The organism is Leeuwenhoekiella sp. NPDC079379 (genome assembly GCF_044542075.1).
Lineage (GTDB): Bacteria > Bacteroidota > Bacteroidia > Flavobacteriales > Flavobacteriaceae > Leeuwenhoekiella.
The window spans coordinates 80,541-102,629 of record NZ_JBITTU010000003.1; the positions used below are offsets into that span (position 1 = coordinate 80,541).

At 35.3% G+C, this 22,089-nt stretch carries 18 protein-coding genes; 15 read left to right on the plus strand and 3 right to left on the minus strand.

Annotation, left to right across the window (positions count from 1 at the left end; all coding sequences use genetic code 11):
* Positions 1-235: 235 nt before the first annotated feature.
* Together ACIGAM_RS06275 and ACIGAM_RS06280 are read right to left on the minus strand one after the other, a co-directional pair.
* Positions 236-1,720: a RagB/SusD family nutrient uptake outer membrane protein gene (locus ACIGAM_RS06275; protein WP_396510617.1), complete on the minus strand. Its 1,485-nt coding sequence runs from the start codon at positions 1,718-1,720 to the stop codon at positions 236-238.
* A gap of 9 nt (positions 1,721-1,729) precedes the next feature.
* Entirely contained in the window at positions 1,730-4,891 is a 3,162-nt protein-coding gene (locus ACIGAM_RS06280) for a SusC/RagA family TonB-linked outer membrane protein (RefSeq protein WP_396510618.1), read from the minus strand.
* 661 nt (positions 4,892-5,552) lie between these two features.
* Here ACIGAM_RS06280 and rplM point away from each other — a divergent pair.
* The 15 genes from rplM to ACIGAM_RS06355 all read left to right on the plus strand — a co-directional run bounded on the left by rplM (position 5,553) and on the right by ACIGAM_RS06355 (position 21,306).
* Complete coding sequence (gene rplM / locus ACIGAM_RS06285; RefSeq protein ID WP_028377401.1) at positions 5,553-6,008, plus strand: 50S ribosomal protein L13; 456 nt, start codon at positions 5,553-5,555, stop codon at positions 6,006-6,008.
* Positions 6,009-6,395, plus strand: a complete 387-nt coding sequence (rpsI, locus tag ACIGAM_RS06290) for a 30S ribosomal protein S9 (RefSeq protein WP_128756341.1) — start codon at positions 6,009-6,011, stop codon at positions 6,393-6,395. It begins immediately after the preceding gene.
* 203 nt (positions 6,396-6,598) lie between these two features.
* Positions 6,599-7,393, plus strand: a complete 795-nt coding sequence (gene rpsB, locus ACIGAM_RS06295) for a 30S ribosomal protein S2 (protein WP_028377403.1) — start codon at positions 6,599-6,601, stop codon at positions 7,391-7,393.
* Between the two features lie 97 nt (positions 7,394-7,490).
* A complete protein-coding gene (gene tsf, locus ACIGAM_RS06300) occupies positions 7,491-8,456 on the plus strand; it encodes a translation elongation factor Ts (protein ID WP_396510619.1) in 966 nt (321 codons plus the stop codon).
* 119 nt (positions 8,457-8,575) lie between these two features.
* Positions 8,576-9,283 (plus strand): UMP kinase, encoded by a 708-nt coding sequence (gene pyrH, locus ACIGAM_RS06305; protein WP_396510620.1) that lies wholly within the window; start codon positions 8,576-8,578, stop codon positions 9,281-9,283.
* 47 nt (positions 9,284-9,330) lie between these two features.
* Complete coding sequence (gene frr / locus ACIGAM_RS06310) at positions 9,331-9,894, plus strand: ribosome recycling factor (RefSeq protein WP_396510621.1); 564 nt, start codon at positions 9,331-9,333, stop codon at positions 9,892-9,894.
* Positions 9,895-10,012: 118 nt separating this feature from the next.
* Positions 10,013-12,160 (plus strand): DUF5686 family protein, encoded by a 2,148-nt coding sequence (locus ACIGAM_RS06315; RefSeq protein WP_396510622.1) that lies wholly within the window; start codon positions 10,013-10,015, stop codon positions 12,158-12,160.
* A gap of 65 nt (positions 12,161-12,225) precedes the next feature.
* Positions 12,226-14,637 carry an RND family transporter gene (locus tag ACIGAM_RS06320; RefSeq protein WP_396510623.1) on the plus strand — a complete coding sequence of 804 codons (2,412 nt, stop codon included), beginning with the start codon at positions 12,226-12,228 and terminating at the stop codon, positions 14,635-14,637.
* A gap of 108 nt (positions 14,638-14,745) precedes the next feature.
* The gene (gene asnS / locus ACIGAM_RS06325; RefSeq protein WP_396510624.1) at positions 14,746-16,185 is read left to right on the plus strand and encodes an asparagine--tRNA ligase; all 1,440 of its coding nucleotides are present in this window, start codon (positions 14,746-14,748) and stop codon (positions 16,183-16,185) included.
* 166 nt (positions 16,186-16,351) lie between these two features.
* The gene (locus tag ACIGAM_RS06330) at positions 16,352-16,996 is read left to right on the plus strand and encodes a hypothetical protein (RefSeq protein ID WP_396510625.1); all 645 of its coding nucleotides are present in this window, start codon (positions 16,352-16,354) and stop codon (positions 16,994-16,996) included.
* Positions 16,997-17,010: 14 nt separating this feature from the next.
* Positions 17,011-17,730, plus strand: a complete 720-nt coding sequence (locus ACIGAM_RS06335) for a hypothetical protein (RefSeq protein WP_396510626.1) — start codon at positions 17,011-17,013, stop codon at positions 17,728-17,730.
* A gap of 4 nt (positions 17,731-17,734) precedes the next feature.
* Complete coding sequence (locus ACIGAM_RS06340; RefSeq protein ID WP_396510627.1) at positions 17,735-18,493, plus strand: sensor histidine kinase; 759 nt, start codon at positions 17,735-17,737, stop codon at positions 18,491-18,493.
* Positions 18,494-18,496: 3 nt separating this feature from the next.
* Positions 18,497-19,132: a response regulator gene (locus ACIGAM_RS06345; protein WP_396510628.1), complete on the plus strand. Its 636-nt coding sequence runs from the start codon at positions 18,497-18,499 to the stop codon at positions 19,130-19,132.
* 110 nt (positions 19,133-19,242) lie between these two features.
* Positions 19,243-20,697, plus strand: coding sequence for an RNA polymerase factor sigma-54 (rpoN, locus tag ACIGAM_RS06350; protein ID WP_396510629.1), 1,455 nt, complete (start codon positions 19,243-19,245; stop codon positions 20,695-20,697).
* Positions 20,698-21,306, plus strand: a complete 609-nt coding sequence (locus ACIGAM_RS06355) for a hypothetical protein (RefSeq protein ID WP_396510630.1) — start codon at positions 20,698-20,700, stop codon at positions 21,304-21,306. It begins immediately after the preceding gene.
* Here the strand turns inward: ACIGAM_RS06355 and ACIGAM_RS06360 are convergent.
* On the minus strand, positions 21,294-22,019 hold the full coding sequence (locus tag ACIGAM_RS06360) for a porin family protein (RefSeq protein WP_396510631.1): 726 nt from the start codon (positions 22,017-22,019) through the stop codon (positions 21,294-21,296). The genes ACIGAM_RS06355 and ACIGAM_RS06360 overlap by 13 nt on opposite strands.
* Between the last annotated feature and the right edge of the window lie 70 nt (positions 22,020-22,089).

Genomic DNA, 22,089 nt, shown 5'->3' on the forward strand with positions numbered 1-22,089 from the left:
AACAAAGCAAATATTTTAATTTTTATTGAATTTTGGGCTTAATTAGGGCTGAATATTTATAAAACCGAAATAAATAACTGCCGGATTTTTGAGAGTTTAGAATTTAAGATTTGAAACTTAACTAAATTAGTTGTCTTGATAATTTTGTGAAAGCTGTTTATAGTTACTAACGGCAGTCTAAATGAAGTTGAATTAAAAAAGCCCGTTTAAGATTTCTTAAACGGGCTTTGATAAGCTAAGAAGGGTTTTGCTCTACCAGTGGATTTGAGTTAATCTCATCTAGTGGTATTTGCCATTGCCATCTATTATCCCCAGCAGGAACTTCAAATAATTGACCTACTAAAGCAGGATCATGATTTGCACCCGTCCTGTCTAAAGCTTGGTTCAATCTTTTTAGATCATAAAATCTAAAACCTTCACCCCATAGCTCTATTCGGCGTTGAGTATAAATTTCATTTTTGAGAGCTGCCCCTGTATTTGCTGAAAGTGTGTAACTTGGATCACGATTAGAAGCTAATGATAGAAGTACTTGTTTTGCTGCGTTCTCATTTGAGTACGACAATGCTTCAGCTTCAATTAAATACATTTCTGCAGCTCTCATATAAGGTACATCCATTCTACTATCGCCTGTACCTGCAGCAATAAACTTCTGACTTGTGTATGGTTTTCTTGCAAAATTTGAGGCAAGAGTAACTCCTGCAGGAAGGTTGTTATGAGCTCCTGTTGGATCAAAAAGTTTTGCGCGTACGTCTGTTTCAGAAATTAGATTATAAAGTTTTGAATTAATTGCTTTAGGGTTTGTTCTAATGTTTGTAGAACTGAAGTTTCTAGATACATAAGCTCCAAAATTTGCAAAGAATATTGTTTGATCTTCTTGTACAAAGCTTCCCCACATCCACTCTCTGTTTGTGTAAGTGTTAAAGGTGTTAAAATACTCGTCATTTGTCATAAGAGTATAACCTTGTCTTGCTTGATTAGCTAAAGAAGCTGCAAGTGTATAATTTTGTTGTACAAGGGCTACTCGTGCTTTTAATCCTACAGCAACATTCTTATCAAAATGAGATTTGTTAGGCCGCTCATAACCGTCAAGAAGAGTTGTTGCTTGATCTAAATCTAAATTAACCTGAGTATAAACCTCTTCTACAGTTGCTCTAGCTAAAGGATCGTTGTTTGTAGTTAGGCGTATAGGTACTCCAGGTTGACTGTTAGGAGCTCCTGCTTGGTATCTTTTACCGTAGAGTTGAACTAATTGAAAATGGCAATATGCTCTATATACTAAAGCTTGACCAAGTGCTGCATTTCTATCTGCTGTTGGGCCAGTAGCATTTTCAGCTCCGTTTATAATTACGTTGGCATTTCGTATTATGCGATAAAGCACGCGATATGGAAATAAGTCATCTGCATCAGAAGCATTTGTATGATCTACCCATTTATAGGTGTTGTTAAACCAGCCGTTACCAGCAGAAGTCATTACGGCATCTTCTCCTAATACATCTGTCTGTATCATCATGGAGCCTATGCCTCCTTCTCCTTGCGAATTGTACCGCTGATACAAAGAGCGGTGTATGCCGTTAACAACGAGAAATAAATTGTCTGTTGTAGTGGTGGCAGCCTCTGCAGGCACATCTTCGGTAGGAAATCTATCCAAGAAGTCTTCACTACAACTACTAATACTTAGTAGGGCAAAAAGTGCAAGTGTATATTTATATAATTTTTTCATAGTAGTATATTATAGAGATAAGTTGAATCCTAAACTTATAGTTCTTGAAGGAGAAAAGCGATTTTGAGTGGTTCCATTAAAGTTTTGACCTACATCAAGACCATCTACAGAAGTCCAAAAATGAATATTCTCTCCGTTTAAATATATTTTAGCATTAGTTAAACCAATACGATCAATAAGCTGTGCAGGTAAATTATATGATAATGAAATTTGACGCAGACCTAAAAAGGTAGAGCTCACTAAATATCTATCTGAAGCTGCTTCAAAGGCGGCACGCTGATCTGTATCTAATCTTGGAATATCTGTTATATCACCTGGTTGTTGCCATCTGTCAAGTATACGAGTGCTTAAAGCAGCACCATAGTTTCCAGAATGTAAAAGACCTGCAAGGTTAGAATCATAGGTTTCACCACCGATACTATAAGTAAATAAAGTTCTAAGTTCTATGCCTTTATAATTCCAAGTACTTGTAAAGCTTCCAAATAAATCAGGTAGTGCTGTTGCAGTAGAATTGTATAACGCTTTATTTTGATTAGTTGTTACTAAGTTGCCATTAACAGTTCTTACGTCTGCATCTTCAGGAGTACCTAATTCTGGATCAAAAACGTATAGGGCTGAACCATCTGCAGGGTCTACTCCAGAATATTCACGTAGCCAATAATCGAATATAGAACCGCCCACTACATATCTCTTAGTTCCGTTTATAATCTCTTCCTGTGGAAGTTCAGTAAACTCATTGTGAATTGTAGAAGCGTTAATATTTAAATTCCAGCTAAAGTTTTCACTTCTTACTAAGCCAAGATTCAAATCTAGTTCTAAACCTCTGTTGAACATATTACCAATGTTTGCAGGATAGTTATCTAAGCCAGAAGATACAGGAAGGGGTACATCAAATATAAGTCCGTCTGTAATCTTTTTATAATATGCAAAAGATCCACTAATGCGATTATTTACGAAGCCAAAATCAAGACCGAGGTCAGTTTGTTTTTGAGTTTCCCATTCTAAAAATTCATTACCAGGTGCACTAATTAATATGCCAGGCTCCCCTGCGTTATTATTACCTAAACCTAATAATGATTGACTAGCATAAAAACTTAAAGAAGCATTTGACAGGTTAGAGTCGTTTCCTACCTGACCGTAAGAAGCTCTAAGTTTTAAAAAGTTTAGCCAACTTTGATCTTTAAGAAAGTTTTCTTGATCTATTCTCCAGGCCCCACTGTATGAGTAGAAATTACCCCAACGTACGTCATTTGCAAAACGAGAAGAACCATCTCTTCTGTATGACCCAGCAGCAAAGTAACGATTGTCGTAGTTGTAATTTAATCTTGAGAAATATCCTTCTTTTCCGTATTCTCTACTGTAAGATTCTAAATCTACAGTAGTGGCAAAGTTTATTAATTCAGTATTACCGTCTACCACTTGATTTTGTCTGAAACCTGTTAAAAAATTTAGACTGTAATCAAGACTTTCGTGACCTAGTAAGGCTGTAAGATTGTGGTTTCCTATAGATTTATTCCAATTTAAAAGTTGGTTATAAGTAATAACGGTTGTTGTTTGAGTTGTTCTTCCCGCACGACCATCTGGTGCTCCATCGCCCACAATTTTATTATCATAATTTTCATTCTCATAAAAATTCTTATCTATACCTGCGTTGAACGTGAATGTAAAATCTTTAAGAAAGTAGAATTCGGCATAGGTTCTAGCATTTATTGCAAAACGGTCATCTTTATCAATGTTTAATAAGTTCTCTTGTATGGCATGTCTTCCGGGAGAAGCTCCTGCTGGTCTTACTTCAGTATAGTCTCCTGTGTCGTAAATTCTATTTCCGGCATCATCTAAAATAAAGTCTCCGGTTGTAGCATCATGCAAAAACACGGGATAGATAGGAGCTATAAATCTTGAGAATCTAAAAGGATTTACAAATGAAGCGCTATTTGCAGCACCATCTACGGCTTGATTTGATGTAGAAGTTGCGCCAGTAATATTAAAACCTGTTTTAAACCAATCTTTAATTTTTGAGTTTAAATTTATTCTACCGGTAATACGCTCAAAATCTGAATTTATCACGTTAGCAGATTGATCTAAGTAACTTAGTGATGCAAAATAATCTGTTTTTTCGGTACCTCCTTGATACGAGAAATTGATATTTTGAATAATTCCTGTTCTTTCTAAGGCTTCTTGCCAATTTAAATCGCCTGGATACTTTAGTGAGGCATTAGGGTTTATTAAGCCATTATTTAAAACGATTTGATCGTTGCTTACATTGTAAGGGTTATACCCTAACAAACTGGAAATATCTTCAGAAGCTTTTATATTAGCATCATTAGTAGATAAAGGATTAGAATTTCTAAATGTTAAACTGTTTCTGTAAGCTTCCCACATCAACTCGTAATATTGGGAAGGGCCTACGCGGTCATACTCAGGAATTGAGCGTGATGCCATACCTTGGCTCACTTCAAGACTAATTTGATCCTTTCCTTTTTTTCCTTTTTTAGTAGTTATAACTACAACCCCGTTTGCCCCCTGTGAACCGTAAATGGCTGTTGAAGCAGCATCTTTAAGAACTGTGAAGCTTTCTATATCATTAGAGTTTAAGCTAGCAAAACTTCCTGAGTATATTACTCCATCTACAACATATAGAGGCTCTTGACTTGAGTTCACAGAACCAAAACCACGAATACGTATACTAGGAGCGGATCCTGGTTGGCCACTACCTGAAGCGATTTGAACTCCAGAGGCTGTTCCTTCTAATGCAGAAATAACATTTGTAAGTGGTCTGTTTTCAATAGCATCACCAGAAACAGTACTTACAGAACCAGTTACTTCGCCACGTGTAGTAGTACCGTATGCAACTACAATCACCTCATCAAGAGATTCTGTATTTTCAGCCAGAACGACATCAATCTTAGATAGAGAACCTATCTTTTTCTCTTGATTAACAAATCCTACAAATGAGAAAACTAGTGTTTCTTCAGATTTTGCAGTAAGGGAGAACATACCATCAAAATCTGTTTGTGTTCCTCGATTTGTGGCTCCTTTAATAATTACATTAACTCCCGGTAAAGGAATACCGTCAGGACCTATTACGGTTCCGGTTACGGTTTTTTCTTGAGCATAAGCGCTCATAGCTATTAGGCATAATAGCAAACTAAATAATAGTCTTTTCACCATTTAATTTAAGTTTTGGTTATAAAGGTGAAATTTATATTAAATGTTAATTGCTTTTTGAAAAATATCTAAATCGAAATGATTATTATTTTTTGCTTAAAATTTTAACTATAATAAAGTTAAAATAGGCGTATATAGTTATTTTATTAATAAAATAACTAATATTTGCGCAATATTTTAACAAAGCATATTATACCAGATTCAACTGTGAAATTTACAGAAAACGTTTTTCCCAATTTTAAGAAATAATAACCCACCTATAAACAAGCGAGATGTTGTGGTTGTGAAGGATGTAATAAAATAACGATTGATTAGTTCGAGTATAAAACGTATAGATACTTACAACTTTAAAAAGATAATTTTCTGAGATGCTTCTAGAAAGTGTAATAACTTATTATTTAAGTCTAAGTTCTCTTAAATTAATAGCATTAAGTATTTTAACGTTTAGAAGTTAAAAGACATTTGATTTTAGCTTTTGTATTAAAAATTTTGCAGTTTCTTATTTGAAATTCTATTACACTATTGATAACCAGTTATTAAAAGCGGTAAAATTATAGCCAGACTGAATTTGTCATGTTCATTTATAATTGTACATTTGCACCCCTGTTTTCCCGTGTGAGCGAGATAGCAGGAAATGGAATGTTTAATAATTAAATAAAACAGTGTGGACACATTAAGTTACAAAACAGTATCTGCCAACAAGAACACCGTTAACAAAGAGTGGGTTGTTATTGATGCTGAAGGGCAAACGTTGGGTCGCATGTCTACTATCGTTGCAAAATTTTTGCGCGGAAAGTACAAGCCTAACTACACACCACACGTTGATTGCGGAGACAATGTAATTGTTATCAATGCCTCTCAAATCAACTTAACAGGAAAGAAGTGGGATTCTAAATCTTACATCCGTCATACGGGCTATCCTGGTGGTCAAAGAAGCTTAACTGCTAAAGAATTGTACGGTAAAGACCCTGCGCGTCTTGTCGAAAATGCAGTTAAAGGTATGTTACCTAAAAACAAATTAGGTAGCGCGATTTATCGCAATTTAAAGGTTTATGCCGGTGCAGATCACGGGCAGGAAGCACAGAAGCCTAAAGTAATCAACATTAACGAACTTAAGTAAATGGAAGTAATTCACAAAATTGGTCGTAGAAAAACGGCTGTTGCTCGTGTTTATTTAGCTCCAGGTTCTGGTAACATCACCATTAATAAGCGTGATTTAAAGACCTACTTCACTACAGGTACTTTACAGTACAAAGTTAATCAGCCATTAGTAATGACTGAAAATGAAAATAACTTTGACGTAAAAGTAAATGTTTACGGAGGTGGTATTACTGGTCAAGCTGAAGCTGTACGTCTTGCTCTTTCTAGAGCTATGTGCGAATTAGATGCAGAGAACAGACTTATCCTTAAGCCTGAAGGTTTGTTGACAAGAGATCCAAGAATGGTAGAGCGTAAGAAATTCGGTCAGAAGAAAGCGCGTAAGAAATTCCAATTCTCAAAACGTTAACAACTATTGTATTTCAATGCAGGTATTCGATTTTGAATATTTTTTCAATTGAAATCAAAAAGAAATTAATTTTTAATTAAATAGTCCTTGTTTTCGCGAAAGCGGAAAAATTGGTTTAGCATCTAAATAGGTAAGGCGACGTGTCATAGGCAGGAACCACTTACTTATTGCTACTAAAACGGGAACGTAAACTAAATTTAAAAATGGCAAAAACAGAAAATGTAAAGGATTTACTGGATGCAGGTGTACACTTTGGTCACCTTACCAGAAGATGGGATCCTAACATGGCACCATATATCTATATGGAGCGTAATGGTATTCACATCATTAATCTATACAAAACTGCTGCTAAACTTAGCGAAGCTTCAGAAGCTTTAGCTAAAATCGCAGCTTCAGGTAGAAAAATACTTTTTGTAGCTACCAAAAAACAAGCAAAAGAAATTGTTGCTGATCACGCAGGTCGCGCTAAAATGCCTTTCATTACAGAAAGATGGCCAGGTGGTATGTTAACTAACTTCGTAACTATACGTAAGGCGGTTAAGAAAATGCAAACTGTAGATCGTATGAAACAAGACGGTCGTTTTGATAGCTTGTCTAAAAAAGAGCAATTACAAATGAACCGTATGCGTGACAAATTAGAGAAGAACTTAGGTTCTATCGAAGATATGACACGTCTACCAGGTGCTTTATTTGTAGTTGACATTAAGCGTGAACACATTGCGATTAAAGAAGCTCAAAAATTAAACATTCCAATCTTTGCGATGGTTGATACTAACTCTGATCCACGTCAGGTTGATTTCGCTATCCCATCTAATGATGATGCTTCTAAATCTATCGAGAAAATCATAGCTAACGTTGCTGATGCAATTGTTGAAGGTCTTTCTGAGCGTAAAGCTGGTAAAGAGAAAGATAAAGAAGACAAGCCTAAAGCTAAAAAAGCAGATGCTAAGCCAGAAAAGGCTAAAGCTAAAGCTGCAGCTAGCGACGAAGAAGAATAGTATTTAACAATTTGATAATAGCTGAAGTCGTTTAGTATATTGCAATTTTGCACTAAACTAAACGACTTTTTGTTTTAACTCATAAATTCTAAATAAAATGGCAAAAATTACAGCCGCAGACGTAAATAAATTGAGAAAAGCTACCGGTGCCGGTATGATGGATTGTAAAAATGCATTAGTAGAGGCAGAAGGTGATTTTGACAAAGCGATTACTGTTCTTCGTAAAAAAGGACAAAAAATTGCTGAAAAACGTGCAGATCGTGACTCAAGTGAAGGAGTTGTTGTAGCAAAAATTAATGACGCAAACAACAGAGGTGTTGTTTTCTCATTGAATTGTGAGACAGATTTCGTTGCCAAAAACGATACGTATGTTGAGATGGCTAATGAATTAGGTGATGTTGCCTTAAATTATAACAGCAAAGATGAATTTTTAGCTGCTGATTTTCAAGGTATGACTGTTGCTGAAAAATTAATTGAGCAAACGGGTGTTATTGGTGAGAAATTAGAAATAGGTGGTTTTGAAGTGTTAGAGGCTCCATTTGTAGGTGCTTATGTACACGGAAACAAGATTGGTGCACTAACTGGTCTTTCTCAAGCTACAGATAGCGCAGAAGAAGTTGCTAAAAGTGTTTCTATGCAGGTAGCTTCTATGGGAGCGACTACATTATCTTACAAAGATTTTGATGCAGATTTCGTAACATCAGAAACTGAAGCGCGTATTGCTGCTATTGAAAAAGAAAATGAAGAATTAGGTCGTTTAGGTAAAACACTTAAAAACGTTCCTCAATATATCTCAATGTCTCAGTTAACTCCAGAAGTTATGGCCAAGGCAGAAGCAGATATCAAAGAAGAATTAAAAGCAGAAGGAAAACCAGAGCAAATCTGGGATCGTATTCTGCCAGGTAAAATTGACCGTTACATAGCCGATAACACGACTATGGATAATGAGAAAGCTCTACTTGATCAAGTATTTATTATGGACGAAAGCATTAACGTAGCTAAATATGTAGCTAGTAAAGGTGATGCTGAAGTTGTAGGTTTTAAACGTGTAAGCTTAGCTTAATCTTTTAAAATATCATAATTTTTAAAAAGGCTGCCAATTGGCAGCCTTTTTTTATGTTTTAAATTCATTTTTTTTCACGTACTCATTAACCGTATATTTGCCCAAAATTTTCTACAACCATGCAGTATAAACGTATTCTTTTAAAGTTATCAGGTGAAGCATTAATGGGAAATCGCCAGTATGGCATTGATCCAGATAGATTGGCAGAGTATGCAGATGAGATTAAAAAAGTTCTCGATAAAGGTGTAGAAGTAGCTATTGTAATAGGTGGCGGTAACATTTTTAGAGGTCTTGCTGGAGCAAGCCGTGGTATGGATCGCGTTCAGGGAGATCATATGGGTATGCTTGCAACTGTTATTAATGGTCTTGCATTGCAAAGCGCACTAGAAGAAGCAGGCATACAGACGCGTTTGCAGAGTGCGATTCAAATTAACGAAGTAGCAGAGCCGTTTATCCGTAGGAGAGCTATCCGTCATTTAGAAAAGGGGCGTGTCGTTATTTTTGGCGGAGGTACGGGTAACCCGTATTTTACGACTGATTCTGCAGCTGTTTTAAGAGCTATAGAAATTCACGCAGATGTAATTTTAAAAGGTACTCGTGTAGACGGAATTTATACTAGCGATCCTGAAAAAGATGATAAAGCCGTAAAATTTGACTTTATAAGTTTTGAAGATGTACTTCAAAAAGGCTTGAAGGTGATGGACACTACTGCTTTCACATTGAGTCAAGAGAACGAATTGCCTATTATTGTATTTGATATGAATAAGCAAGGCAATCTCTTAAAGGTTGTTAATGGTGAAGCTATAGGTACAACAGTAAATTTATAATTTAGTATTTTTGATCGATTCTAGAAAATCGGAGAATTAATAAAGCTATGAACGAAGACATTCAATTTATTTTAGACGGTACAGAAGAAGCAATGCAAAGCGCTATTACGCACCTTAAAAAAGAATTTGCAAACATACGTGCCGGTAAAGCAAGTCCTGCAATGCTAGGAAGTGTAATGGTTGATTATTATGGAAGTCAAACACCACTCTCTCAGGTGGCCAATGTGAATACGCCAGATGGTAGAACAATTTCTATTCAACCCTGGGAAAAGGCAATGATTCACGAGATTGAAAAGGCAATTATGAATGCTAACCTGGGGTTTAATCCTATGAATAATGGGGAAAGTGTAATTATAAATGTACCGCCACTTACAGAAGAGCGTCGTAAAGACCTGGTTAAACAGGCAAAGGCAGAAGCAGAAGATGCTAAAGTAGGTGTGCGTAATGATCGTAAAAATGCAAACAACGAGATCAAAAAGCTAGAAAAAGATGGTCTTGCTGAAGATTTATGTCGTAATGCAGAAGTAGATGTACAGGATCTTACTGATAGTTACATTAAAAAAATAGACGAAATTCTCGTTGTTAAAGAAAAAGAAATCCTTACCGTATAATAAAGTAATGGTATTTATAGTTAACGGGCGTTTTAATCAGCTAGTTAAACTCATGCTAAGAGCGACCTAAGGGTCGCTTTTTTTATAGTATTTTTAGTGTCTAAGTCTCTTTTCTAAAATGGTTAAACCTATAATATTCTTTTTTGTTTTTTTCTGTATTGGTCTCTTTTATGGCTTTTCACAAACAAAAAATATAGATATTGATTCGTTGATGCAGTCGGCAATTAACCGAAGCGCGGCAAACAATCCTCAGCAAGTTTTAAAGCATTTTAGCTATACGACTTATGAGAAAACAATTATTACAGATTCTTTAGAACGCCAGACAAATTCACATTCATTTTTTTCAGAGAAAGTTGCCCTTAACAATTATGATGAGGCTGATGGTTTTAAGGAAGAAGTGCTGGGGATTAATATGGCGGGTTTCAAAGAGCCGCGTTATGAAGTACTGGGCATCACGTTACAATCGAGGTCTTTTTATGATGAAGATTTTCTAATTTTTAATTATCGTTATGCAGGGCCGCTCTCAAAACGCGGACTCAAAAATTATGATTATCAGTTTATAAGAGATACAACGATTCTGGAGAACCCTGGTTATGCTATTTCTTTTCAGCCTAAGCGACCAGAAACGATTCCCGGATTAGAAGGTATTCTTTATTTAGATACATCAACTATGGCGCTTCAGAAAGTGCATATTAGTATTAAAGATGAGCTTGTCGCACGCATTGAGCAGGAGTATCAATATGTTTCTGACTACGATGTTTATTTACCTAAATCAAGTAAACTCTATGTTGAAAAAGGAGAAAGTTCAAAAAGGCTAGCTCTTTTTAGAGGAAAAGTTTCGGTAGGTACGATTGAAAAAAATCCTGTTAAGGAAGCTATTCAAGGGAGGTATCTACTTTCTACTTCTTACAATGCCAATTTTAATCTTACGCAAGGTGCTGCTCTTAAACATTCAAACCTGGCTATTGAGGTTATGGAAGATGCAGAGGAGAAGCCTGAATCCTTCTGGAGTAGATACCGAACGCAAGCGCTATCGCAGAGAGACTTAAATAGTTTTAATTATTTAGATGAGATTGTAAAGACCGAGAATATCGAGAAACGCCTTGCAATGATCAATAACTTTGGGATTGGGTACTATACAGTAGATTTCTTTGATTTTGATCTTACTTATCCTTTAAAGTTTAATAATTATGAAGGCTTACGATTGGGTTTAGGTGGTGTAACTAATACACGATTTTCTGAAAATTTCAGACTTGAAGGCTATACAGCCTATGGTTTTAAAGATAAAGTTTTTAAATATGGTTTTGGAGGTGGTATTCTGTTGAATGAATCTCACGGAGCCTGGCTAAGTTTGAGTTATAGTGACGATTTGCAGGAGACAGGTAGCTTTAATTATTTAACAGACCGTAGGGTTTATTCACTCTTTGAACCACGCTTAGTAAATATTACCCAATTCTTTGATTTTAAAACCTTTCGTCTTAATCAAGAATATCAGATCACACCAAAAATATTATCAGAGTTTCAGTTTGCTAAAACAAATGTGTTGCAAACTCAAGATTATACTTTTGTTCTGGACGATAAAACTTATAGTGAATATGATATTACTGAAGCTACCTTTGGTTTGCGCTGGAGTCCTTCAAGTAAATTTATGCGCTCAGAAAAAGGAACTGTTGAGATTTACGATGGTTATCCTAAAATAACTGCGCAGGTGTCTAAAGGTGTTTCCGGTTTATTAAATGGAGATTTTGATTTTACACGGGTAGGAGCTAAATTTTTCTATCAGGTAGAACGCTTAAATAAATCTACTACCGAATTTTTAATTGAAGGTAAAATGGCTTTTGGTGAAGTGCCGCTTACACATTTATTTCACGCGTACCCTAATGCGCCTACTAAAGAGACGGTTATGCAACGCTTTTCTGTTGCAGGTGTAAATAGTTTTGAAACGATGTATTTTGGCGAATTTTTCTCAGACCGTATTGCATCACTTCAGATCAAGCATCATTTACGCCCTTTTAATTTCGGTGAAAAATTTCAGCCAGAAATGGTTTTTATAACTCGTTATGCAATAGGAGATATCTCTAATATTGAGCGTCATCAGGATGTAACTTTTAGCAAATTAAACAAAGGATTTACAGAGAGTGGTTTTGAGATTAATAAAATTCTATTTGGTTTTGGTACCAGTCTAACTTACAGATACGGTGCGTATAGCTTACCAGATTTTGCAGATAATATTGCATTTAAATTCACCTTTAACCTACAGCTGTAAAATCAGGTTTTCCTAAAGGGAATTCAGTATCAAATAAGTACCTTTGCCGCTCTTAAACTAAGACGATGACCAAGCTATTGGGTTACGGGTTTTGGAATGGCGTAGCTCGCCTTATTCTACGTAACAGACTCTTTATTCTTTTTCTTATTGCCGGCTTCACGGTTTTTTTAGGAACGCAATGGAAATACATGCGCTTTACCTATACCGAAGCGAATCTACTACCAGACGATCACGAAGTAAATCTTGAATACAACACATTTTTAAATCTGTTTGGAGAAGAAGGAAATCTGGTTGTATTTGGTATTAAAGATGATGCGCTTTTTACGCCAGAAATTCTCAACAAATGGAACGCACTTTCAGATAGCATAAATAATTTAGATGCCGTGGCGCTATCGGTCTCTTTAAAAGATTTAAAGCTGTTACAAAAAGAGGATGACCCAAAGCGATTTGATTTAAAGCCATTTATAGAAGGAGAGGTTAAAACAGATGCTGAGGCACAAACTTTAAAGAGAAAATTATTTAAGGATCTTCCATTCTATGAGGGTCTTGTTTACAATAAGAAAACCGGGACCGTACGTTCTGCAGTATATCTTAAAAAAGATATTGTTAATACAGCAGCCCGAAAAGACTTTGTAGTAGATGACTTAATTCCACTTATTGAAAATTTTGAGGCAGAAACAGGTATTACGGTTCATACAAGCGGAATGCCTTATATAAGAACCCTTAACAGTAAGACTATAATAGGGGAGATAGGTTGGTTTGTAGGTGGTGCATTAGTGGTTACGTCCTTAATTTTCTTTTTCTTTTTTAGGTCGTATAGGGCAACTTTTATCTCTATGATTACTGTTGTAATTGGCGTGATGTGGGCATTTGGTCTTTTGGGATTACTAGGGTATGAGATAACTGTTCTTACCGCATTAATTCCGCCTTTAATAATCGTAATAGGGATTCCGAACTGTATATTTTTAATAAATAAATATCAACAGGAATATAAAAATCACGGTAATAAAATAAAAGCATTACAACGTGTTATTACTAAAGTGGGAAATGCGACCTTAATGACAAACATTACCACAGCATCTGGTTTTGCTACTTTTATTTTAACTCAAAGCGCTCTACTAAAAGAGTTTGGTATTGTGGCCTCAATTAATATCATCGCTATATTTTTATTGAGCCTATTGATCATTCCTATTATTTATAGCTACATGACACCTCCTAAGGAGCGTCATTTAAAGCATTTAGGTAAATCTTGGATTGAAGGTTTTGTGAACTGGGTTGAGAAGATGGTGCGGGACCGTAGAATAACAATCTACATCACCACAATTTTACTGCTTATTTTAAGTATGATAGGTATTTATAATATTAAAGTTTCAGGAAGTCTTATTGAAGATATGCCGAAAAATACCGGTTTTTACAGAGACATTAAATTTTTTGAATCTGAGTTTGATGGCATAATGCCGCTAGAAGTTTTAATTGATACCAAGCGTCCTAAAGGAGTAATGAAGTTGCCTACTTTGAAGAGAATGGATGAGTTGGCAACTACAATTTCTGAAACACCAGAATTGTCTAAGCCACTATCAATCGTAAATCTTGTTAAATATGGTAAACAAGCATTTTACAATGGCGATCCGCAATATTACCAGTTGCCTACTTCAAACGAGCGTAATTTTATTTTACCCTATGCACAGCGTTTTTCTACAGATGCTGGCTTGCTTGACAGTTATATAGATTCTACAGGTCAATATGCGCGTATGACAACATTTATGCAAGATATAGGCACAGACCGAATGGAAATAGTAGAAGACAACCTTTACAATAAAATAAATATTTTATTTCCTGAAGATAAATTTAATGTCACGCTTACGGGTAAAGCGCTGGTGTTTCAAAAAGGAACAACTTATTTAATAAATAATTTAATCATTAGCTTATCGCTTGCAATTTTATTAATTGCCATTTTCATGGCGTTTATGTTTCGGTCTGTCAAAATGATTCTAGTTTCCCTAATTCCTAATTTGTTACCGCTGTTAATTACTGCGGGTCTTATGGGATATTTGGGAGTACCTATAAAACCATCAACGATACTGGTGTTTAGTATTGCTTTTGGTATTTCGGTAGATGATACTATTCACTTTCTTGCAAAATACCGTCAGGAATTAAAAAGCAGTGGCTGGCGTATTAAACGTTCGGTTTATGCATCTGTTAGAGAAGCAGGTGTGAGTATGTTTTATACTTCAATTGTATTATTCTTTGGGTTTTCAGTATTTATGATAAGTAGTTTTGGAGGTACCGTAGCTTTAGGTGGTCTGGTTTCTGTCACACTTATTTTTGCAATGCTTTCAAACTTATTATTGTTGCCTTCTTTATTGCTTTCGCTTGAGCGAAATATTGCGAACAAGGAAGATTTTAAGAAGCCAGCTATTCAGATTCTGGATGAAGCTGATGACGAGGAGGAATTAGAAAATTTAGATAAACAATAAGTTTTATATGTGCGTTTCCGCTTTGCGGAGAATAGCTGTAAAATATATATTTGCTACTTATAAAAAATGAATACTAAGCCCTTAATGGCTTATCCTATAGATTAGATTATGAAAAAAACCATTGTACATATTTTAAAAGAAGAGCCTAAAGGGCACGAGATTATTGTAAGAGGTTGGGTGCGTAGCTTTAGAGCCAATCGTTTTATTGCATTAAATGATGGTTCTACCATAAATAATTTACAATGTGTTGTTGATTTTGAAAATACTGATCCTGCGTTATTAAAGCGTATAACAGTAGGTGCTGCGATAATGGTTACTGGTAATTTAATTGAAAGCCAGGGTGGTGGCCAGACTGTAGAAGTAGATGTAAAAGAAGTAAAAATTTTGGGTGATGCAGACCCTGAAGAAGTAAAACTAACTATTTTACAACCTAAGCGCCACACCTTAGAAAAACTAAGAGAGCAGGCCCACTTACGTGTGCGTACAAATACTTTTGGCGCAGTGATGCGTTTGCGCTCAAAATTAAGTTTTGCAGTTCACGAATACTTTCAGAAAGAAGGTTTCTACTATGTAAATACCCCAATTATTACGGGAAGTGATGCAGAAGGTGCAGGTGAGATGTTTAAAGTGACCGCCCAGGATTTAAAGAACCCTGCAAAAGATAAAGATGGTAATATAGATTACAAAAAAGATTTCTTCGGAAAAGAAACAAATTTGACCGTTTCTGGGCAATTAGAAGGAGAGACATATGCTTTAGGTCTGGGGCAGATTTATACTTTTGGGCCAACATTTAGAGCAGAAAACTCAAACACAAGTCGTCACCTTGCAGAATTCTGGATGATTGAACCTGAAGTAGCTTTTAATGATCTAGATATGAATATGGATCTGGCTGAAGATTTTATTAAATACGTTATTGAATATGTATTAGAAAATTGCCAGGATGATCTTGAGTTTTTAGAGGGTAGGCTTATACAAGAAGATAAAGCGAAGCCCGAAGCAGACCGTGCACCAATGACGCTTAGAGATAAGCTAAAGTTTGTTACAGAAAATAATTTTAAGCGCGTTAGTTATACAGAGGCAATAGATATTTTAAAGAATTCTAAGCCTAACAAAAAGAAGCAGTTTAAGTACCCTATAGAAGAATGGGGAGCAGATTTGCAAAGTGAGCACGAGCGTTTTCTGGTAGAAAAGCATTTTAAGTGTCCGGTGATTTTGTTTGATTATCCTGCAAATATAAAAGCGTTTTATATGCGTTTAAATGAAGATGGCAAAACCGTACGCGCAATGGATATACTTTTCCCGGGTATTGGTGAGATCGTAGGAGGTTCGCAACGAGAAGAACGTCTTGATGTGTTGCAAGAGAAAATGGCTGCTTTAGATATTTCGGAAGAAGAGTTGTGGTGGTATTTAGATACACGCAGATTCGGTACTTGTGTACATAGTGGTTTTGGTCTTGGTTTTGAGCGTTTGGTTCTTTTTGCATCGGGAATGACAAATATAAGAGACGTGATACCTTACCCACGTTTTCCTCAAAATGCTGAATTTTAAAAAGAAAGCAAGTATTTATAATAACCCGATTTGAAGAAATCGGGTTTTTTCATGTCCAAAAACGATTGAAATCTTAACAAGGAAAAACACCCTTTTTCAAAGGTTATTTTCCTTAATTATTAAAAGATGTCTATTTTACAGCTATCTAACAAAAACCTATTAACCAATGAAAAAAATTACTTCCTTGGCAGTTGTGTTAACAGCTGCTTTCTTAGTTACTTCTTGTGAGAATAAACCCTGTGATTGTAGTAATCAGGAATCCCCTATTTTGGAAGCGCCAGCTAACATTATTCCGATTGCAGCAGCAGATTCTTTATATCAAAATTATGGCAACAGCCGAGTTCCATTAATTGAGCGTGCAGAAAACATCACCGAAGAAGGAGATACCATACCTAAAGAAGATGTCAATTACAAACAGACAACTCGTTATGTTAGTTTTTCATTCAAAGAGATGAAAAAGTATATGGCATATATAGAACAGCAAGCTGATTCTGCTAATATTGAAATATTACAACTGCGTGTGTATTTAGGTAAATACGGTAAGAAGGTTAAGAATAAAGATAAATCTAATAGAGGCACTGTATTTTTTAACCCGGCAGCAGAGTTTGTTTTAGCAGATGGCACAAAAGACACGGTTAGTTTTGCAATAAAAAAAGGTGCTAAAGGAAAATATGAGGCAGTAACTGTAGGTTCTGTACTTGACGGATCTGCTCTTGATGCAGAAATGGGGGTTAAAGCAATACAGTCTCTATCTGAGAATATTGGGCATGAGGCGCCACCACCACCAGTAGGGGGAGGAGATTTTCAATAGTAAATAAAGAACTGTTGGATATTCACGTTTCTACTGAACGATTAGGTCATATTTTAAATAATCCTTCGTTAATAACGATGGATGCCTTAGAGCTGTTTTCATTTTTAATGGGTCTTCTATACTGGAAAAAATTTTCTGGAACCCCGGTTATATGGTTTATACTTTTCTTAGGGTATAATTTTGTAAATGAAATGATAAGTGCACTAGTTTATATCACCGAGCTGGTAGATATGAATTTTGTATTTTATAATATTAGGTATCTTATATGTTTTACCGTTTACTATGGGTTGTATTATAAGTTTCTGCAAAAATCTTCATTTAGAAAAGCAACAATATTTCTGTATGTGTTTTGGATTTTGATTTATCTGTCATTTATATTGAGCAGTGATTTCTTTTCAGAAAAACCTGTACTAGCGGCTGTAGCAGGTGACTTCTTTTTAATTATTATAATCCTATTTTTTCTGGTTGAGACAATTAATAATACAGATTTTAGTAAAATTCAAGATTCTATATTGATTTATATAAGTGTAGCACTTTTATTGAGTAGTGTTATACAACTCCCCGTTGTTATCATGACGTACGTAGGGTGGGCTCAAATAACTGATGCTTCTAATAGCCTTAATACTTTTTTTGGTATAGTTAGAAATGCTAGTTTTTGGGCGTACTGTGTTATGTATATCATTTTTGCCTATGGTTTTTATCGTGCTAAGCGCCCACAACTAGTAAATCTTTAAACTTATGGATCAAACAACGTTACAGCTCGTCATTCTTGTCGTTTTATTGATTCTATTTCTACTTGCGGTAATTGTTTTTGTATTATTTTCAGTGTTTATGAAACGTAAAAACAGTCTGCTTCGAGAGCAAATAGAAGCTGAAAAGCGTTTTGAAAAAGCAATAGCAGAGACTCAGATTGAAATTAGAGAAGAAACACTGCGTAATATTAGTTGGGAGCTTCACGATAATATAGGCCAATTACTCACCTTAGCTAAAATAAAGGCACAAAACATTGAAGGAGGGGAAGAAATGCTTGAAGTAGCTGAAACGATAGGAACGGGCTTAAATGAGCTTAGAGCTTTGTCAAAATCTATTAATCCTGAAGCTATAAATGGCCAGTCTTTAATAAAATCTTTGGAGATGGAAGTTGCTAGATTTAACCGTCTTAAGTTTTTATCTGCTTCTTATGAGCTGCTGGGAGATTCTGTTATTATAGATTCGCAAGCAGAAATTGTACTCTTTAGAATTGTACAAGAATTTATAACAAATACCATGAAACATTCTAAGGCTGCAAACTTAAATGTAACAGTACATTTTAAGGCAGATGCATTAGAAATTATTGCACACGATGATGGTGTTGGTTTTGATTCTGATAAACTTACAGACAAGGGCATAGGGTTGAGTAATATAGATAAACGAGCAGAACTTATAGGAGCTCAGGTTAGAATTAGTTCTATACCCGGAGCCGGAACTCAATTAAAATTAATTTATCCTTTAGACTAGATTATGTATAAAGTTGCATTAGTAGACGATCACACTCTTTTATCTGAAGCCATAGCAGGCTTAGTACGTCAGTTTGAAAATTTTGATGTTGTAAATATTTCTGTAAATGGAAGGGAGTTAATTAATTATCTAGAATCTTCTGAAGCATTACAGCCAGATATCGTTCTGATGGATGTAAAAATGCCTGTTATGGGTGGTATTGAAGCGACAAAGTACCTCACAAAACATTACCCTGATATTAAAGTACTCGCCCTTTCTATTGAAGAAGAAGAGAATGTTGTTATGCAAATGATACGATCTGGTGCAAAAGGTTATTTGCTTAAAGACACTCGTAAAAGTATTTTAGAACAAGCATTAAATGAGTTGATTAATTTTGGGTTTTACTACACCAATACCGTTGAACGCCTCGTACATAAATCTGAGCATTCACTAGAAGAAGAGATTGTCTTGAAAGAACGAGAAATAGAGTTTATAAAACATGCCTGCACTGAGATGACCTATAAAGAAATTGCAGAAAAAATGTTCTTAAGTCCAAAAACGATAGAGGGTTATAGAGAATCTGTTTTTCATAAACTAGGTTTAAAAAACCGCACAGGTCTGGTTATACACGCCATTAAAAATAATATCTTCACTCCGTAACTGCTTTCTTTTTTTTAGTGTAGGTTTTTTGAGTTAAGTCTTAACAAAATATTCTTACTCTTTACAAGGAGCAATTTTCTATTTTTGTAAGAACAGTTTTGTCAATCTATATGCTTAAACAACAACTTAATTTTAAACTTTCTCAAAAGCTTTCGCCTCAGCAAATACAGCTAATGAAGCTTATTCAGCTGCCTACTCAGGCCTTTGAACAAAGGGTAAAGCAAGAACTCGAAGAAAATCCTGCGCTTGATAGTGGAAAGGAAGAAGCTAAAGATGAGTATGAAGAATTTGACAACAGTGCAGATGAAGATTATGAATCTGAAAAGATTGAAACAGATATCAATGTTGATGATTATTTGTCTGACGATGAGGTGCCTAGTTACCGGTTAAATACAAATAATTATAGCAGCGATGATGAAGAGCGTCAGGTGCCCTATGCTTCAGGTACTTCATTTACGCAACATCTAATGGGGCAGTTGCATACCTATAGATTAGATCAGGAGCAAATGGAAATTGCTGAATTTCTTATAGGTAGTATAGATGATAGTGGTTATTTGCGTCGCGATTTAATTGATCTATTAGATGATTTAGCATTTACTCAAAATATTTATACAGACGAGATTACCTTAGAAAAAATTTTGAAAATAGTTCAAAATTTAGATCCATCTGGAGTAGGAGCTCGTAGTGTTGAAGAATGTTTGTTAATTCAGTTAAAACGAAAAGATGAAACAGAGTCTGTTGCCTTGGCAATCTCAATTTTGTCTACAGCTTTTGATCACTTTAGCAAAAAACATTATCAGAAACTACTTTCAAAATTTGATATATCTGAAGATCAACTTAGAGCTGCTATTGATGAGATAGAACATTTAAACCCAAAACCGGGAGGCTCTTATGCCGGCAATACTAAAGTTGTTGAACATGTTATCCCAGATTTTGAGATACGTATACGGGATGGTGAACTCGAGCTTACTTTAAACGGTCGTAATGCACCAGAAATGCATGTTTCTAGGGAATATACTAATATGCTTAAAGGTTATAAAGAAGCATCAGCAAAGAGCAAATCGCAAAAAGATGCGGTGATGTTTATTAAGCAAAAGTTAGATGCTGCAAAATGGTTTATAGAGGCTATTAAGCAGCGTCAACAAACTCTTTTTGTTACGATGAGTTCTATTATGAATTACCAGGAGGAGTTCTTCCTAACTGGCGATGAGCGTAATTTGCGTCCTATGATATTAAAAGATATCGCAGATGAGATAGGTATGGATGTTTCTACGGTTTCTCGTGTTGCAAATAGTAAGTATGTAGATACACCATATGGTACAAAACTAATCAAAGAATTCTTCAGCGAGAGTATGACTAATGATCAGGGGGAAGAGGTTTCTACTCGCGAAATAAAGAAAATCTTAGAGATTACGATTCAGGAAGAAGATAAGCGCCGTCCTCTAACCGACGATAAATTAGCTAAGATTTTAAAAGATAAGGGCTATCCTATTGCAAGGCGAACGGTCGCAAAGTATCGTGAACAATTAGATGTACCAGTAGCCCGATTACGCAAGGAAATCTAAATGAAATTTATACTTCGCAGTTTTTCTTATATTATGCATCCGCTATTTATGCCACTTCTAGGGGTGTGTATTTATTTTACGATTACGCCTAAGTTTGTTCCAGAATCTTTTATGTATGCTAAGATATTTGCGATTAGTATATTAACACTTGTAGTGCCTATTTTATTTTACTTTCTTTTAGAAAGTATAAATCTTGTTTCTTCTAAAGAATTGAGCGATGTTAAGGAACGACGCGTACCGCTTTTATGCCAGATGGGTGTAACGTTTCTTATTATTAGCGTTATAATAAATGGGTATGAGTTCCCAGAATTATATATGTTTTTTATAGGGATTTTAATAGCTTCAGCTGTTTGTTTGCTTTTGAGTTTTTTTAAATATAAAGCAAGTCTGCATATGGTAGGTGTTAGTGGCGTGCTGGGATTTATTATAGCTTTGAGTATGGTTTATACTACAAACTACCTTCAGATTATTTCCCTATTAGTAATTGCAATAGGTTTAACAGCGGCATCAAGGTTACAGATGAAAGCCCACAATATGCACGAATTAGTAGTAGGTTTAATCGCCGGAGGTCTTCCTCAGCTTGTAGTGTTTTATTTTTATAATATATAAAACATCAGACCTAATTTAAAGCTATTTAGCTCTAAAGGTTGTCCGTTTATAAGAGTTCCATCTTTAAAAAACGGATTTAAGTTATAATAAAAGTGGAAATTAAATGTGTCATAACCAAATGTGAATGTAAGTCCTAATCTGTATCTGTCAAATTCAGGAACATCAGTTTGTACAACTTGGTTTCCGGTTTCTTCAAAGTTAAATTTGTACGCATAAACGTAGCCCAGTTGCAATCCCGTGTATACTCTCCAAAATTTATAATCTGCCGCTGTAGAAGTACGCCAGCGTAGCTGAATTGGAGCTTCTATGAGATAAGTGCTAAGCCAGTTTTTATCGTAGTCATAGCCTGAATCTATTACATTGAAAATTGTAGTATTAGATTGATCCTCTCCAACAAATAAATTCTGATTGTAGGTGTTCATCGAAAATCCAGCACCAATACCTATCGCAAGATTGCGCTGTTTATTAATTGGCATATCTCGTATATAACCGAGATGTAGTCCACCACTAAATCCATTTTGAGATAGTTCTTGTGGTTTATTGGTTAGTAGGTTAAAGGTAACTCCAATATAAAATTGATCTTCCCTATATTTTTGATCAAGTTGTAAACTATCTATGATGCCAGTAAGGCTGTCTTGTGCATTGCTTTTTGTAAATAGTATTGAAGCCAATACGAATAAAATTATAGAAATAGATTCAGAAGGTCTAAGCATGAAAAGCTACTTAATATTAGATTAGGCAATTATCAAAATTAGATAAGAAATATTTATATTGAAACTAAAC